The organism is Streptomyces lavendulae subsp. lavendulae (assembly GCF_002803845.1).
GTDB lineage: Bacteria > Actinomycetota > Actinomycetes > Streptomycetales > Streptomycetaceae > Streptomyces > Streptomyces lavendulae.
In genome coordinates this window covers 740,371-754,932 of the sequence record NZ_CP024985.1, presented here as the reverse complement: position 1 = coordinate 754,932, position 14,562 = coordinate 740,371, and the positions used below count along the sequence as shown (strand labels likewise).

General features: G+C 73.0%; 16 protein-coding genes and 1 pseudogene. 9 read left to right on the top strand and 8 right to left on the bottom strand.

Going from position 1 to position 14,562, the window contains the following annotated elements; translation table 11 throughout:
• Positions 1-34: 34 nt before the first annotated feature.
• Positions 35-952 (top strand): class A beta-lactamase, encoded by a 918-nt coding sequence (gene bla, locus SLAV_RS03385; RefSeq protein WP_030229137.1) that lies wholly within the window; start codon positions 35-37, stop codon positions 950-952.
• A 141-nt stretch (positions 953-1,093) separates the two neighbouring features.
• Here bla and SLAV_RS03380 read toward each other — a convergent pair whose 3' ends face one another.
• The 3 genes from SLAV_RS03380 to SLAV_RS03370 all read right to left on the bottom strand — a co-directional run bounded on the left by SLAV_RS03380 (position 1,094) and on the right by SLAV_RS03370 (position 2,603).
• Positions 1,094-1,468, bottom strand: a complete 375-nt coding sequence (locus SLAV_RS03380; RefSeq protein WP_030229139.1) for a DUF4180 domain-containing protein — start codon at positions 1,466-1,468, stop codon at positions 1,094-1,096.
• Positions 1,469-1,511: 43 nt separating this feature from the next.
• Positions 1,512-1,958: a helix-turn-helix domain-containing protein gene (locus SLAV_RS03375; protein ID WP_030229142.1), complete on the bottom strand. Its 447-nt coding sequence runs from the start codon at positions 1,956-1,958 to the stop codon at positions 1,512-1,514.
• 90 nt (positions 1,959-2,048) lie between these two features.
• A complete protein-coding gene (locus SLAV_RS03370; protein WP_030229145.1) occupies positions 2,049-2,603 on the bottom strand; it encodes a DUF6817 domain-containing protein in 555 nt (184 codons plus the stop codon).
• A gap of 188 nt (positions 2,604-2,791) precedes the next feature.
• Between SLAV_RS03370 and SLAV_RS03365 the strand changes: the two genes are divergently transcribed.
• Complete coding sequence (locus SLAV_RS03365) at positions 2,792-3,721, top strand: LysR family transcriptional regulator (protein ID WP_030229147.1); 930 nt, start codon at positions 2,792-2,794, stop codon at positions 3,719-3,721.
• 8 nt (positions 3,722-3,729) lie between these two features.
• Here SLAV_RS03365 and SLAV_RS03360 read toward each other — a convergent pair whose 3' ends face one another.
• Positions 3,730-4,797 (bottom strand): DUF8094 domain-containing protein, encoded by a 1,068-nt coding sequence (locus SLAV_RS03360; protein ID WP_030229149.1) that lies wholly within the window; start codon positions 4,795-4,797, stop codon positions 3,730-3,732.
• A 217-nt stretch (positions 4,798-5,014) separates the two neighbouring features.
• On the opposite strand from SLAV_RS03360, the gene SLAV_RS03355 reads away from it, so the two are divergent.
• From SLAV_RS03355 to SLAV_RS03345, 3 genes are all read left to right on the top strand, one after another.
• The gene (locus tag SLAV_RS03355) at positions 5,015-5,635 is read left to right on the top strand and encodes a GOLPH3/VPS74 family protein (RefSeq protein ID WP_030229151.1); all 621 of its coding nucleotides are present in this window, start codon (positions 5,015-5,017) and stop codon (positions 5,633-5,635) included.
• 71 nt (positions 5,636-5,706) lie between these two features.
• Positions 5,707-6,039, top strand: coding sequence for a hypothetical protein (locus SLAV_RS03350; RefSeq protein ID WP_030229153.1), 333 nt, complete (start codon positions 5,707-5,709; stop codon positions 6,037-6,039).
• Positions 6,040-6,181: 142 nt separating this feature from the next.
• The gene (locus tag SLAV_RS03345) at positions 6,182-7,447 is read left to right on the top strand and encodes an MFS transporter (protein ID WP_051840716.1); all 1,266 of its coding nucleotides are present in this window, start codon (positions 6,182-6,184) and stop codon (positions 7,445-7,447) included.
• 3 nt (positions 7,448-7,450) lie between these two features.
• On the opposite strand, the gene SLAV_RS03340 is transcribed toward SLAV_RS03345, so the two are convergent.
• Together SLAV_RS03340 and SLAV_RS40825 are read right to left on the bottom strand one after the other, a co-directional pair.
• Entirely contained in the window at positions 7,451-7,774 is a 324-nt protein-coding gene (locus tag SLAV_RS03340; RefSeq protein ID WP_030229157.1) for a putative quinol monooxygenase, read from the bottom strand.
• 231 nt (positions 7,775-8,005) lie between these two features.
• Positions 8,006-8,896 carry a hypothetical protein gene (locus SLAV_RS40825; RefSeq protein WP_030229160.1) on the bottom strand — a complete coding sequence of 297 codons (891 nt, stop codon included), beginning with the start codon at positions 8,894-8,896 and terminating at the stop codon, positions 8,006-8,008.
• Positions 8,897-9,117: 221 nt separating this feature from the next.
• Here SLAV_RS40825 and SLAV_RS03330 point away from each other — a divergent pair, with 221 nt between their 5' ends.
• A complete protein-coding gene (locus tag SLAV_RS03330; protein WP_030229162.1) occupies positions 9,118-9,378 on the top strand; it encodes a DUF6225 family protein in 261 nt (86 codons plus the stop codon).
• 200 nt (positions 9,379-9,578) lie between these two features.
• Here the strand turns inward: SLAV_RS03330 and SLAV_RS03325 are convergent, their stop codons facing one another.
• A complete protein-coding gene (locus tag SLAV_RS03325) occupies positions 9,579-10,730 on the bottom strand; it encodes an aminotransferase class V-fold PLP-dependent enzyme (protein ID WP_199922147.1) in 1,152 nt (383 codons plus the stop codon).
• Between the two features lie 311 nt (positions 10,731-11,041).
• On the opposite strand from SLAV_RS03325, the gene SLAV_RS03320 reads away from it, so the two are divergent.
• From SLAV_RS03320 to SLAV_RS03310, 3 genes and pseudogenes are all read left to right on the top strand, one after another.
• Positions 11,042-11,605 (top strand): PadR family transcriptional regulator, encoded by a 564-nt coding sequence (locus SLAV_RS03320; RefSeq protein WP_030229166.1) that lies wholly within the window; start codon positions 11,042-11,044, stop codon positions 11,603-11,605.
• Positions 11,606-11,686: 81 nt separating this feature from the next.
• A complete protein-coding gene (locus SLAV_RS03315; protein WP_030229169.1) occupies positions 11,687-13,405 on the top strand; it encodes an acyl-CoA dehydrogenase family protein in 1,719 nt (572 codons plus the stop codon).
• Positions 13,406-13,544: 139 nt separating this feature from the next.
• Positions 13,545-13,919: pseudogene (locus tag SLAV_RS03310) on the top strand (SDR family NAD(P)-dependent oxidoreductase); the annotation flags it as partial.
• Positions 13,920-13,928: 9 nt separating this feature from the next.
• Here SLAV_RS03310 and SLAV_RS03305 read toward each other — a convergent pair.
• A complete protein-coding gene (locus SLAV_RS03305) occupies positions 13,929-14,540 on the bottom strand; it encodes a hypothetical protein (RefSeq protein WP_030229173.1) in 612 nt (203 codons plus the stop codon).
• Between the last annotated feature and the right edge of the window lie 22 nt (positions 14,541-14,562).

Below are 14,562 nucleotides of genomic sequence, written 5' to 3'. Positions count from 1 at the left end.
CGGGGACCGCAAGAGCCGTAGGGGAGAGCGCATCGTGGGGACCACAGGAGCCCGTCCGAGCCGTCGTGCCGTACTGACCGCCGCCGCGGGGGCGGCGGTGGCGGGGATCCCCCTGGGCGGGTCCACGGCCTTCGCGGCCCCGCGGGGGAACCCGGACGTCCTGCGGCAGCTGCGCGCCCTCGAACAGGAACACTCCGCCCGCCTGGGCGTGTACGCCCGGGACACGGCCACCGGCCGGACCGTCCTCCACCGCGCGGAGGAGCGCTTTCCGATGTGCTCGGTCTTCAAGACCCTCGCCGTCGCCGCCGTCCTGCGCGACCTCGACCGGGACGGCGAGTTCCTGGCCACACGCCTCTTCTACACCGAACAGGAAGTGAAGGACTCCGGGTTCGGGCCGGTCACCGGCCTGCCCGAGAACCTCGCGGCCGGCATGACCGTCGAGCGGCTGTGCGCCGCCGCCATCTGCCAGAGCGACAACGCCGCGGCGAACCTGCTGCTCCGGGAGCTGGGCGGCCCGGAGGCGGTCACCCGTTTCTGCCGGTCGGTGGGGGACCGGACCACCCGGCTGGACCGCTGGGAGCCCGAACTGAACTCCGCCGAGCCCGGCCGGCTCACCGACACCACCACCCCGCGCGCCATCGGGCGGACCTACGGCGAACTCGTCCTCGGCGACGCGCTCGCCCCGCGGGACCGCGAGCGGCTCACCGGCTGGCTCCTGGCGAACACGACGAGCACCGAACGCTTCCGCAAGGGCCTGCCCGCCGACTGGACCCTGGGCGACAAGACCGGCGGCGGCGCGTACGGCACGAACAACGACGCCGGCGTCACCTGGCCCCCGCACCGCCCGCCGGTGGTGATGGTCGTCCTGACGACCCACGACCGGCCGGACGCGGTCGCCGACAACCCGCTCGTGGCCAAGACGGCAGCGCTGCTGGCGTCGGCCCTCGGCTGAGGGGCCGCCGGCTGCCCGGTTCGGCATGCCGGTTCGGTGGGTGTGCGGAACCGATTCTTCGGTCGCTCGTTGAGGTAGCGGGTGCACCCCCCGCCCCGGGCCCTCCGTTCCCCGGGGCGGGCCACCGCTCCCTCTGGTCCCTCAGCCCCGGAGGCCGGCCAGCCGGGTGCGGAAGGCCTCCGTGTCGGACAGGAACCACAGCTGGGTGCCGCGGTTGCTCTCCCGGACGAAGTCCCGCAGGGAGTCGCTGGCTTCGACGTGGTGGTTGATGTCGCCGATGACCGCCAGCCCCATCCGGTAGTTGGCGAACTTCTGCACGACGGTGCCCGCGAGACGAGTGCGCAGCCGGAAGAAGTCCTCCGGCAGGCACTCGGCCGGCAGCACGACCCACCGTGCGCCGCGGAACATGCTCTCGCCGATCAGGTCGGTCGCGTCCCGTTCGTCACGGACGGGAGCCCCGTCGCCCGAGCGGAAGAGTACGGAGGTGCCGGCGAGTTCCTCGATGGTGTCGGCCACGGGGGCGTCCCTTTCGTCGTGGGGCGGTCCGGCGGTCGCCGGATCATTCCAGGTCCTCGATCACCGAGTCGATGAGCCGCAGGAGTTCGGCCGTGGCGTCCAGGCCGCCCAAGACGATGATCTTGAGGGTGGCGCGTTCCCTGTCGTGGACGCTCTCCACGCGCAGCCGGTCGTCGCCGTGGCGGCCCGCGACGGCGGCCATCAGCAGATTGGTCAGGCGGTCGACGGAACCGGGGCCGATCGCGTCGATCTGCACGATGCCCGACACCTCGGTGTGCCGCGCGGGGCGGGCGGCGCGCGCGGGCGAGGGAGCGGGGAGGCCGGTGAAGGCCTCCAGGTCCTCGTGGGTGATCCGGTACTGCCGGCCGACGAGGGCCGCCTTCAGGCGGCCCTCCCGGACGTACCCCCGGACGGTCCGTACGTGCAGCCCCAGCAGGTCCGCCACCTGTTCCACCGAGTAGTAGAGCTGCTGCCGCGCCACGCCGTCCATCCCGTCGCCACTCCGCTCCCCGCCCCGCGTCCACCCACGGTGGGGACCTTAACTTCCCTCAAAGTACATGAGCGAGGGAAGTTTGCGTAACTAAGGGGAGGGTGCGAGCACCGTCACGCAGTCCTGCCAGGCCGGCGGGCTCAGCAGCGGCCGCAGCCGGGTGAACATGGACAGGAGGTCGGCTCCCCACCGCGCGCGGAAGTCGCCGTCGACGCGGGCGATGTCCACCTCGTTGGCGGCGGTCAGTTCCACGAAGTCACTGCGCCGGCGCAGGGTGGGGACGAACCGGGCGCCGGTGAACCGGTCGCGGAAGGGCGAGCCGGCGTCGGCCAGCGTGGGGTAGGACGCGTCGCGGTCGCAGCTCGCGTAGAAGTAGACGAGCGATTCGGCTTCGGCGCCGATCACCTCCGCCAGCCGGGAACGCTGCCCGAGCGGCAGGGGCGCGGTGGCGAAGCCGTCGGTCCCGTAGAAGGCGTGACACAGTCCGGCGAGCTGGAGGGCGGGGCGGGCGTCCCAGCGTTCGAGCTGCTCCCGGACCCGTTGCAGATGTGCGCCGAGGGTGCCGCCGGGATGGTCGGCGGTGGAGGCGCCGAGCTCCTCAAGGAGGCGAAAGGCGGCGGATACGCGGTCGGCCGATCGTGGCATCTGGATCGTTCCTTCCCGGGTGGGGTGAGGTCGGGTCGACACCCGGCAGGGGCCTGAGCGGTGGTCCGGACCGGTGCTCAGGCCCCTGCCGGGTTGCCGCCCTGGGCCCGGGAAAGATCATGGCAAGGCCCAATATCCAAGTCAATCCTAGGGTTTGGTTCCAGTCACCCAAGGGATAGCTTGGGGGAGTGACCCTTGATGATCTTCGCTTCTTCTCGGCGGTGTGCAAGGCGGGTTCGCTCAGCGCCGTGGCCCGCGACATGGACTGCACCCAGTCGGCCGTCAGCCAGCACGTGAAACGCCTCGAACGCGAGCTCGGCCTCAGCCTCCTGGAGCGCCACCCCCGCGGGGTGGTCCCCACCCAGGCCGGACACCTCCTGTGGATGGCCGTCGACGAAGGCCTCGGCAGCATCGACCGCGCCCTGCGCGACATCGACGACCTCGTACGCGGCGACGGCGGCTCCGTCCGGATCACCACCGGTGCCACGACGGTCCGTCACTTCATGTCCGACGCCGTCGTCGACTTCCGGCGCCGGTTCCCGCAGGTCAGCCTGGAGTTCGAGACGGAGAACTCCAGCCGGGGCTGCTGCGGGGCGGTGGCCGCGGGCCGGGTCGACCTCGCCTGGATCACGATGGGCGAGCCGGTGCGCGGCATCGAACAGCGGCCCGTCGTCGAACTGCCCTGGGTCCTGGCCGTCAGCGCCGACCACCCCCTGGCCGCGAACCCGTCCATCGCCCCCGCCGACCTGGAGGGCATCCGCATCGTCGGACTGCCCGGGAACTCGACCTCCCGCTCCCACCTCGACCACTGGCTGAGGGAATCGGGCATCCGCGCCGTCTTCGACACCAGCGTCGCCGACTGGGACACCGCGATCCTGCTGGCCGAGCTGGGACTGGGCTGCGCCCTGGTGCCCGCCCTCCCCGGCTGGCTCGGCCCCGGTCACGCGGGCCTGCGCCTGGTCCCGCTCCCCGCCCTCCCGCCCCTGGGAGCCGGCTGGGCCGTCCGCCGCTGGGACGCCCTCTCCCCCCTGGCGCGCACCTTCGCCGACACCGTCGCCCGCCACTGCGCGCGACGGCCCGCGGCCGCCCACGGGAGCCCGGGAGCGGACCGCGGCTGACGGCACCGTCAGCCGGTGTACTTGGTGCCCTCGAAGGAGTACGGCAGGTGCGACTGCGCCGCGACGGAGACCTCACCGGCGGCGCCCGCCGGGACCTTGAGCACGGTCAGCCCCATGATCCGCTCGGTGTACGAGGCCCAGGGGATGCCCGTCGTACCCGCCCAGCCGCTGCTGCTGAACTTCGTCGAGCGCCCCGGGCCCATCTCCGTGTACAGCTTGCTGACGGTCGTGCAGGCGACGAGCGCGCCGCCGTCGGTGGTCCGCCAGACGGGGCCGTGCGGGGTGCGGACGGTATCGGCCCCGGCTTCGAGCCTGACCGGGTCGCCGAGGCTCTTGCGCTCGGCCTTGAGGCCGTCGGCGAATGCCTCGCGCCGGGAGACGACCTCCTTGCTCCACTTCACACCGCCCTCGCCGGCGTCGGTGTGCAGGTAGTCGCCGTAGCGCCCGCAGACGTCCGCCGGGTTCGCGGCGAGTCCCGACGTGTCCCCGCCGGTGGCGGCCCGCCCGTCGGCGCCTACGGCGATCTGCGGCAGGTCCTTCGCGTCCTCGGCGCGCGCCACGAAGCTCGCGTGCCAGGGGGAGCCCGTCCGCTGCTGGTGGAACAGGGACCAGCGCAGCACGGTCTCGTTCCGGGCGTCACCCACGGTGTGGCCGGACAGCTCGTGGGCGCCGAGGATCCAGCGGTCGCCGCCGTCGTCCTGGCCGGTGGTCCACGTGTGCACGGCCGGGTCGGTCTCCGGGGTGTTGGTGGGCCCGGGCTGCCGGTCGGTCCCGTACTTCCGGGCGGTCTCCACGACGGCGAGCTGCTGCTCCAGCAGCGGGCCCTCGGCGACTCCCTTCCAGTACTCGGCGTCGAAACTGTCGGCCTCGACCTTCGCGCTCAGGTCCTTGACGACCTTCCGCGCCTCCTCCTCGGTGAGCGGCGGGGCCTTGACCGGTGCGGCGGAGGGGCCCGCGGGCGACGCCGTCGCGGACGCGGCCGGGCCGGAGACCGGCCGTGCGGGCTTCCCGCCGCACCCCGCCGTCGCGCCGAGGGCCAGCAGGACGGCCAGGGTGGTGGGTGCGAAACGTCTCATGGAAATCCCCCGAGGAGCGTGAACAGGCCCCTGATCATGCACTATGCCCCCGACACGCCCGTCCGGGGGTGCCGCGAGGCCCGGGACGCATGCCGTGGCCGCCCCCGCTCCGTAAGCTCGGGCACGCGCGTGCCCGGACGAGGGCCCGCGGACGCACCCGACGGGGCGACGGCGCGGCCTGCCCCGCCCGGGTCCAGGAGAGGACGTGGAGCACTTCATGACCACACCACGGGACTTGCTGATCGTCACCATGGACAGGGCGTCCGGACCGCCCGCCGGACAGGGCGACCTGTCGCTCGCGCTCGCCGGCGCCGAGCTGGTCGACCTCCTCGCCACCGGGGCCGTCGCCCTCGACGGCGACCGCATCGTGCCCGGCGGGGGAGCGGCGCCTGACGACCGCCTGCTGGGGGAGGCCGCCGCCGCGCTCGTCCGGGAGGCGCCCTACGAACCGGTCGAGGAATGGCTGTGGCGCAGGGGCCGGGACCTGTCCGGCACCTACCGGGCCGCGCTGGAGGCCGACGGGCTGCTCGTGCGGGAGCAGCGTCGCGGTATGTCCTTCCGGGCCGGACCGCTGGTACCGGCCGATTCCCCCGCCCGCCGCCGGGCCGCCGACCGCTGGGCATCGGAGGACCCCGTACTCGTCCTGCTCGCGGAGGCCGTGGGGGTCCCGGGCCGCCGCCATGCGGACGCGCAGGACGTCCCGGACGTCACCGACGACTCGGTGGCCACGGTGCTGGCCGCCGTCAACGACGCGGTGGTGGAACTGGGAGCCGTCCGCCAGCGCAAGGCCATCGAGGACGCGGCCTTCGACAACATCTGGCGAGGAGGCGGCGGCTGACGGGAGGTTCGCACCCCCGCATTGTGACTACCATGGGATTCCAGGCAGACACACTGTGTAATGGAGGCGTAATGCTGGGTCTGGTTCCCGGCGCCAAGCCCGATCAGGGCGTGCACGCCCTGGGACTCGGCGAGATCACTTCGAATCCGTGGGTCTTCAAGTGCATGGGCCGCGTCTACAGCGCGGCCCGCTCCGGCGGCGCCGTCGTCATCTGGGACGTCACCGACATCACCCGCCCGTTCCCCGTCGGCAGGGCCGAACCCGGCTCCGAGGACCTGTGGAGCGTCCACACGCCCCGCGGCATGCTCGCGGGCCGTACCGACGGCACCCTCTACGCGATCGCGGCACTCAGGGAGGCCTCGCTCCCGGCCGGCGGCCCCCCGCCGGGCCCGTTCGGACCCTAGGAACCCGGACCGGCAGCCGGGCCGGGCCGGCCTCGTGCAGGGGCGGCCCGGCCTGGGTGCCGATCACGGCCCACCGGCCTGCTATGATCCGGGAGTTGGCCTTCGGCGGCGCACCCGGTGCGCACGTTCGGAGGCTTTTTTCATGCCTTCCGACCACTCCGTTTCCCACGCCCCCGCCACCGGCGGCCCCGCAGCCGCCCCCGCCGGATACCGGGCCCTGCTCCGGTCCCGCGAATTCGCCGGCCTCTACGCCGGATTCACCCTGACGGCCGCCGCCGCCACCCTGTCGGGCTTCGCCCTCGGCACGATCGTCGACCGGCAGACAGGTTCGCCCTTCCTCACCGCCGTCACCATGTACGGCGCGACCTTCGCCACGGTGCTCGGAGCGCTGACCCTGATGTCGGTCGCGGACGGCCGCCGCCCCCGCCGCACCCTCGTCGCGCTCCAGTGCCTCACGCTCGCCGGAGTGGCCGCGCAGGCGGTCCCGGGGATCCCGCTGACCGTCAGGTTCGCCCTGCTCCTGCTGCTCGGGTTCTTCCAGTCCCTGGGGACCGGTACCCGCATGGGGCTGCTCGCCGAAGTGGTGCCCGTCTCCGCGTACGCACTGGCCCGCTCCCTGATCAACATCACCTCCGGCGGCACGGCGATCCTCGGCTACGCCGTCGGGGCGCTGGCGCTCCGGTACACGAGCCCGCGCGGGCTCATCGGCGTCGCCTCGGCCCTGGCCGCGCTCTCCCTGGTGGTGGTCGCGACCACCGTCCGGGAACGCACCATCCGGCTGACCCGCCGCCCCGGACTGCGTCAGACCTGGACGACGAACGCCGCGCTCTTCTCCCACCCGGGCCGACGCGCGCTGCTGCTGAACCTCTGGGTGCCCAACGGGCTGATCGTCGGCTGCGAGGCCCTGTTCATCTCCTACGCGCCCCGGGACGCCGGTACCCTGCTGGCCGCCGGGTCGGCCGGCATGCTCCTCGGGGACCTGGCCGTCGGGCGCCTGCTCACGGCCGAGCGGCGGCGGCGCCACGCCTTCGCCCTGCGGCTGCTGCTGGCCGTCCCGTACCTGCTGTTCGCCTTCTCCCCGCCCGTCGCGGTCGTCGCGGCGGCCGTGTTCGTGTCCGGCATCGGATTCGCCGCCACCCTGCCCCTGCAGGAGGCCCTCCTCGAACTGACCCCCGAGGCGGTCCGCGGGCAGGTCCAGGGGGTCGAGTCCGCCGGCCGGATGACCTGTCAGGGCCTCGGCGCCGCGATCGCCGGCGGCGCCGCCCAGTACCTCGCCCCCGGTGTCACGATCACCGTCGTCGCCCTGCTCTCGGCCGCCGTCACCCTGGCCTCCCGGCCTTACGTGGCCCGCGCCCGCGCCACCGCCGACGAATGGGCCGACGGGGCCCGGGCGCGGAACCGGAGGTGACGCTCAGTCGACCTGGAGCTCACCCATCCGGCTCCAGCCGGTGGCGCCCTGGATGGTGGTGCTGACGATGTCGGGGGTCCGGGCGACCAGCGGACGCATCGTCTCCAGGGCGGCGCGGAAGTGATCGGAGGTCACGTGTGCCTCCGCCGCGTCGTCCTGGAAGGCCTCGACCAGCACGTAGGTGTCGGGTTCCTCCAGGCTGCGCGACCACTCGAACCACAGGTTGCCCGGCTCCGCCCGGGTGGCGCGGGTGAACTCCGCGACCTTCTCGGGCCACTGGTCGACGTATTCGGGCTTGACGGCGAATTTCACCACAATGAAGATCATTCCGCCATTGTAGGCACGGCGCCGTCCGGCGCTCCTCTTTGGGCCCCGGGTGACGTCGTGCTACATTGATCTTGTTCTTACGGCCGCGCAAGCGGCGGTGGGACTCGCGTTGGTGGTCCAAGGAAAGACACCCCACTTCCCGTGGGGGGATGCAGGTGCAAGGCCTGCCCAGCGCTCGGACCAGGCCCCGTCCTCCTCACGGAGGGCGGGGCCTTCTGTCGTCCCGGGCGGTCAGACCTCCGCGGCCACGGTCTCCGGGGCGGCGACGGGCTCCGCGACGGGTTCCGCGGCCGCGGCCGGGGCCGGGGCCGGGGCCGGGGCCGGTTCGGGAGCGGCGGGCCGGGGCGCGGTGTACATCACCGAGCCCTGCTTGTGCTCCTTCTCGATGGAGCCCTTCTTGGCGAGGGCTTCGAGGGCGTTGCGCACCACCTGGGTGGAGGTCGGCCGGCCGGGGTGGGCCTCGATCAGGGCGGAGGCGACCTCGCTGACCAGGCGGGGCTCCGCGGCTCCGACCAGGAGGGCCAGTACCAGCTCGCGCAGCGGCGGTTCCGCGGCCCTGCCGGTCTTACCGGCCTTGTCGGCCTTCGGCTCGGGGACAGTGGCGGCCACCGGGGGCTTCGGGGCGGCGGACTTGCGCGTGGTGGCCCGCGCCTTCGTCACGGCCTTGGGCGAGGTCTTCGCGCCGGCCTTCGATTCGGCCTTGACGTCGGCTTTCGTGCCGGCCGGCGCGGCGGAGGAGGCCTTTTTGGCGGGTGTGGCCGTCCTGGCGCGGGAGGTCGTTCCCGTCGCCTTCCTGGCCTGCCGGGGCTTGGGCACGCCACCGGAGGCTGGGCCCGTCGCGGACGCCGCGGGCGTGACGGGCGCCTCCGGTGCGTCCCGGGTGTCATCGGCGGGGGCGGTCGCGGGGGCGGCGGCCGCCCGCTCCTTCTCCGCTTCCGAGGGCAGGGTGCCCTGGATGCCGAGCAGCCAGTTCTCGTCCGACTTCAACTGCGCCAGTCGCACTTCGAGTTCCGTGATCTGGACGGAGACGAGCTCCTGCTCCTTGCGGTTGGTCTCCAGATCGGCGGCGAACCGCTGTGCGTACACGTTGTGGATGGGTGTGGTGTCCGACTCGTTCGCCATAGCGGCTCACTCTCCTCATACCTCACGGTGTTGCTGCCGGATGCTACCCGCCAACACGCGGGCGCAACTGCCCTTCCGTGAAGATCCGCCGCACTCTTGCGTTCCGGAGAAAGCCGAAGTCGCGCCGTCGTCCCCCGGTGGTTCCACCCGTATGCCGCCACCGCCGCGCGTGCGCGGCGCGGCGCGGAGGCGCGTACGGGCAACGGCCCTAACCTCGGGGCATGGCTGACATGTTCGACCACGCCCCACAGGTGTGGACCGCGGCGCGACTGCGCGCGGCACTCGCAGACCTGCCCGACGAGACGCCGATCCACATCGGTGTGGCCGACGGGCCGGGAGACTTCGAAGGGTACGGGGAGTACGTCCTGGTGGACGCCGAACCGGTGGAGGTGGACAGCGGTGACGACCCCGGTGGTGAGCAGGTGCAGTTCACCCTCTTCGCCGACGCCCGGGCCGGTGCCTACCACCTCGACGTCGACTGACGGGGGTGTCCGCCGGGGCCGGATCGGTGCGGTAGAGTTGATCTAGAGCTCGCCCCTGCGGAACGCGGTGGTGGGACAGGCGTTGGTGGTCCAAGGAAAGACACCCCACTTCCCGTGGGGGGATGCAGGTGCAAGGCCTGCCCAGCGCTCGATCGGGCCCCGGCCTCCTCAGGGAGGCCGGGGCCTTTCCGTTCTCCGGATCAGTGGTGGCGGCGGAACGCGGCGGTGAGCCGGTCGACGTCCTCGTCGGTGGTGTGCATGTGCGGACTGATCCGCAGGGCGTCACCGCGCGCGGCGGTGTGGATGCCCCGTGCCTCCAGGTACTCCAGGAGACGCGGCCTCACACCCGCGGGCAGGTGGACGCCGAGCATGTGGGGGCCGCGCGGCTCGGGTACCGTCCAGCCCGCCGCCAGGGCGGCCTCGCCGATGCGGGCGGTGTGCCGGGCGAGGGCCCGGGCGACCCCGGACGGGGTCCACGCGTTCATCTGCTCCAGCGCGGCCACGGCCATGGGCGTGAGCTCGAACGCGGTGCGCTGTCCCACGTCGAAGCGGCGGGCGCCGTCCTGGTAGGCGTCGCGGTAGTCGACGAGCCGGCTGAAGTCGCGCGCGTCCCGGCGCACGATCCAGTTCTCCTCCAGCGGCCGGCCGCCGTGATGGGCGGGGTCGACGTAGAGGTAGCCCAGTCCGAAGGGTCCGAGCAGCCACTTGTAGCCGACCGCGAAGAGGAAGTCGGGCCGGACCTCGCGGACGTCGAGGGGTACGGCCCCGGCGGACTGGCTGGCGTCGACCACCAGTGCCGCCCCGGCCGCGCGGGCCGCCCGGGAGACCGCCACCAGGTCGAGCGAGGCCCCGTCCGTCCAGTGGACCTGCGGTACCGACACCACGGCGGTCCGCTCGCCGATCGCCTCCAGCACGGCCTCGGTCCACCCCTGCCCCGGCGCGCGGGACACGGTGCGCAGCTCCGCCCCGCGCTCGGCCGCGCAGCGGCGCCAGGTGTAGATGCCCGACGGGTACTCGCCGTCCAGGACGACCACCTGCCGGCCGGGCCCGACGGCCACGTTGGCGGCGGCGGTGGCGCATCCGTAGCTGGTCGCGGGGATGAGGGCGATGTCCGCGGCGGTGGCGCCGACGAGGGAGGCGAAGAGGGCCCGGCGGCGCTCGGCGCCGTCGAACCAGTCGTCGGTACGGATCTTCCAGGGCCTGGCCCGCCACGCCAGGGCGGCCCCGCCCGCTTCCAGGGACGCCGTCAGGGTGGGGGCGATGCCGGCGGTGTTGAAGTACGACACCTCCCGGGGGACTTCGAAGAGCTCCCGCCCGCCCGTGCCGTCGCCGTTGGCCGCCACGATGTCCACGCCCTCCTCGTACGCCCGCCCGGTGCGGCCCGCCGGCCGTCCGCGCCCAACCCTAGGGGCCGCGACGGCGTCGGCGGTGGCGGGCGCGGCGGGGGAGCGAGGGCCCGGGGAGTGATGGAGGTCCCCGGACCCTCGTGCCGCTGATGCCGCGGGGGGACGCGGGTGTGTATCTGCGACGTAGACAGAAACGATTCACCCCGGGCCGGGTCACGGCCGGCCGCGGGTGAGTCGCGGACGGGTCGTGGGTGAGCCGCGTCTCACCGGGGCGCCGGCGCTTGTCTATGCAACGAGTTGCATAGAAAGATCGGGGCATGGCGCTCGAACACGCGATCCTCGTCTCCCTGCTGGAGAAGCCGGGTTCCGGCTATGAGCTGGCCCGGCGGTTCGAACGTTCCATCGGCTACTTCTGGACGGCCACCCACCAGCAGATCTACCGCGTGCTCAAGCGGATGGAGGGCGACGGCATGCTCGCCGTCCGCGAGGTGGCACAACAGGGCCGGCCGGACAAGAAGGAGTACTCCGTCGCCGCGCCCGGCAGCGCCGCCCTCTCCCGCTGGCTCCACGAGCCGATCGAACCCGAGAGCATGCGCCACGACCTCGCCGTGAAGATCCGTGGCGCGGCCTTCGACGACCCGGCCGCGCTGATCCGCGAGGTGGAGCGGCACCACGCCGTGCACAGCGGCCGGCTCGCGCACTACCTCGCGGGAGAGCGCCGCGACTTCACCGGGCCCGACGCTCCGGTACCGCTCGACCAGGGCCGGGAGCTCCAGCACGTCGTGCTGCGCGGAGGGATCGCGTACGAACGGATGACCATCGCCTGGCTCGATGACGTCCTCGCCACCCTCCACCGGCTCGGCGGGCCCCCGCCCGCCTGAGCCGCACCGCCCGCCCCGATCCGCATCCGCGCACCGCTCGTTCCGTACCCCTCATCCGCAACCTCAGGAAGGCGAACCTCCATGGCCGACGCCCTGCTGTTCAACCCGCACACGTACGACCCGGCGCACTTCGACCCCGAGACGCGCCGGCTGCTGCGTGCCACCGTCGACTGGTTCGAGACCCGGGGCAAGCGCCGGCTGATCGAGGACTACCGCAACCGCGCCTGGCTCGGGGACTTCCTCGCGTTCGCCGCCAAGGAGAACCTGTTCGCCACCTTCCTCACCCCGGCCTCCGCTGCCGGGCAGGAGGACCAGCGCTGGGACACCGCCCGGATCGCCGCGCTCAACGAGATCTTCGGCTTCTACGGCCTCGACTACTGGTACGCCTGGCAGGTCACCATCCTCGGCCTCGGCCCGGTCTGGCAGAGCGACAACGCCGCCGCCCGCGCCCGCGCGGCGGAACTCCTCGCCCAGGGCGAGGTGTTCGCCTTCGGCCTGTCCGAGAAGACCCACGGCGCCGACATCTACTCCACGGACATGCTGCTGGAGCCCGACGGCGACGGCGGTTTCCGCGCCACCGGCTCCAAGTACTACATCGGCAACGGGAACGCCGCCGGGCTCGTCTCCGTCTTCGGCCGTCGCACCGACGTCGAAGGCCCGGACGGGTACGTCTTCTTCGCCGCCGACAGCCGCCACCCGGCGTACCACCTGGTGAAGAACGTCGTGGACTCCTCCAAGTACGTCAGCGAGTTCCGCCTGGAGGACTACCCGGTCGGTGCCGAAGACGTCCTGCACACCGGCCGCGCCGCCTTCGACGCCGCCCTGAACACCGTCAACGTCGGCAAGTTCAACCTCTGCACCGCGTCCATCGGCATCTGCGAGCACGCCATGTACGAGGCCGTCACGCACGCGCACAACCGCGTCCTCTACGGCCGCCCGGTCACCGCGTTCCCGCACGTGCGCCGGGAGCTGGCCGACGCCTACGTCCGCCTCGTCGGCATGAAGCTCTTCAGCGACCGCGCCGTGGACTACTTCCGCTCGGCCGGCCCCGAGGACCGCCGCTACCTGCTCTTCAACCCGATGACGAAGATGAAGGTGACCACCGAGGGCGAGAAGGTCATCGACCTGATGTGGGACGTCATCGCGGCGAAGGGCTTCGAGAAGGACACCTACTTCGCCAACGCCGCGGTCGAGATCCGGGGCCTGCCCAAGCTCGAAGGCACCGTCCACGTCAACCTCGCGCTGATCCTCAAGTTCATGCGCAACCACCTCCTGGAGCCGGTCGAGTACGCCCCCGTACCGACCCGCCACGACGCGGCCGACGACGCCTTCCTCTTCCGCCAGGGGCCCGCCCGCGGCCTGGGCTCCGTACGCTTCCACGACTGGCGCCCCGCCTACGACGCCTACGCCGCCGTGCCGAACGTCGCCCGCTTCCGCGAGCAGGCCGACGCGCTGTGCGAGTTCGTCGCCACCGCCGCGCCGGACGAGGAGCAGAGCCGCGACCTCGACCTCCTGCTCGCCGTCGGCCAGCTGTTCGCGCTCGTGGTCCACGGCCAGCTCATCCTGGAGCAGGCCCGCCTGACCGGCCTCGACGAGGACGTGCTGGACGAGCTGTTCGCGGTCCTGGTGCGCGACTTCTCCGCGCACGCGGTGGAACTGCACGGCAAGGACTCCGCCACCGGGCAGCAGCAGGCCTGGGCACTCGGCGCGGTCCGCCGCCCGGTCGTGGACGCCGCCCGCTCGGCCCGCGTATGGGAGCGCGTCGAGGCCCTGTCGGGCTCGTACGAGATGGCTCCGTAACCCACCACCGGCCCCCGGCCACGGGCCGCTCGCGCAAGCGGGCGGCCCCTGCGGTGCGGGGGACTCCCGGTTCGGGGAGTCGAGTCGTTGGCCTGCGACGTGGCCGACCGTACCGCGGTCGAGGCGGCCCCCCGACCGCCGGGGCGCGATCGTCAGCATCGGCTCGGTCAACGGCGAGCAGGACTTCGGCAACCACGCCTACAGCGCGGCCAAGGCGGGCCTCGCCGGACTGACCCGGACGCTCGCCGGCCATGCGGCCCCCCGGGGTGTCCGCGTGAACCTGGTCGCCCCCGGTACGGTCCACACCGACGGCTGGGCGGGGCGCGAGGCCGGGCTGGAAGCCGCCGCCGGGCACTACCCGCTCGGCAGGGTCGGCCTGCCCGAGGACATCGCGGCGGCCGTGGCCTTCCTGGCGTCCCGCGACGCCGCCTGGATCACCGGGGTGACCCTCCCCGTGGACGGGGGCATCCTCATCAGCCAGTCCGGTCTGCGGGGCGCCCTGCGGGGGGAGTGACCACCCGGTTCAGGCCGTACCCCCGAGCCGGTCGCGCTGGATGCGGTGGGCCAGCGCACGCCGTACGGAGGCCGTCCCGGTGGCGGCCGCGAGGGGCTGGGCGGGGACGTCGAGGCCGCGGCTGATCTCGTCGTACGCCTCCCGGTGGGCTCCGGGCAGCTCGTCCCGGCGCAGCCGCAGGTCCTCCTCCACCAGCCGCCGCAGCTCGTCCACCGTCCGCGGGGTGAAGTGTCTGCGGCCGCGGGCGAACGCGTCGACGTGACGGGCGCAGCGGGCCGTGGCGCCGAGGGTCTCGGAGATCTCCTCGGCGAGACCCCACAGGCGTCCTTCGAGCCAGGGCGCGTCGTGCTGGTGGAGGGAGAGTTCCATCGGGGACGGCGCGGGGTCCTCCGTCCGGTACTTCACCACCTGCTTGGACACCGCCGGCTGGCTCATGTCCGTGAGCCGGGCGATCCGCTCCTGGGTCCAGCCCAGACCCACCAGCACCCTGATCATCTCGGAGCGGAGCGCGCGCATCTCCTCGCCCGCCCGGATGACCTCGTTCATCTCGGCGAGGATCCGCCCCGCCTGCTCCTCGCTCAGCGCCCCGGAGTGGCCCGCCATGTCCGTCGTACCTGTCATGACTCGGTTATACACCGGGGGC

Excerpts from the sequence above, each read along its gene's own strand:
- SLAV_RS03355 (WP_030229151.1), top strand. The coding sequence starts at position 5,015 with ATGACCACACCACGGGACTTGCTGATCGTCACCATGGACAGGGCGTCC.
- SLAV_RS03340 (WP_030229157.1), bottom strand. The coding sequence starts at position 7,774 with ATGATCTTCATTGTGGTGAAATTCGCCGTCAAGCCCGAATACGTCGAC.
- SLAV_RS03360 (WP_030229149.1), bottom strand. The coding sequence starts at position 4,797 with ATGAGACGTTTCGCACCCACCACCCTGGCCGTCCTGCTGGCCCTCGGC.
- SLAV_RS03370 (WP_030229145.1), bottom strand. The coding sequence starts at position 2,603 with ATGCCACGATCGGCCGACCGCGTATCCGCCGCCTTTCGCCTCCTTGAG.
- SLAV_RS03320 (WP_030229166.1), top strand. The coding sequence starts at position 11,042 with ATGGCGCTCGAACACGCGATCCTCGTCTCCCTGCTGGAGAAGCCGGGT.
- SLAV_RS40825 (WP_030229160.1), bottom strand. The coding sequence starts at position 8,896 with ATGGCGAACGAGTCGGACACCACACCCATCCACAACGTGTACGCACAG.
- SLAV_RS03375 (WP_030229142.1), bottom strand. The coding sequence starts at position 1,958 with ATGGACGGCGTGGCGCGGCAGCAGCTCTACTACTCGGTGGAACAGGTG.
- SLAV_RS03330 (WP_030229162.1), top strand. The coding sequence starts at position 9,118 with ATGGCTGACATGTTCGACCACGCCCCACAGGTGTGGACCGCGGCGCGA.
- SLAV_RS03305 (WP_030229173.1), bottom strand. The coding sequence starts at position 14,540 with ATGACAGGTACGACGGACATGGCGGGCCACTCCGGGGCGCTGAGCGAG.
- SLAV_RS03315 (WP_030229169.1), top strand. The coding sequence starts at position 11,687 with ATGGCCGACGCCCTGCTGTTCAACCCGCACACGTACGACCCGGCGCAC.
- SLAV_RS03345 (WP_051840716.1), top strand. The coding sequence starts at position 6,182 with ATGCCTTCCGACCACTCCGTTTCCCACGCCCCCGCCACCGGCGGCCCC.
- SLAV_RS03350 (WP_030229153.1), top strand. The coding sequence starts at position 5,707 with ATGCTGGGTCTGGTTCCCGGCGCCAAGCCCGATCAGGGCGTGCACGCC.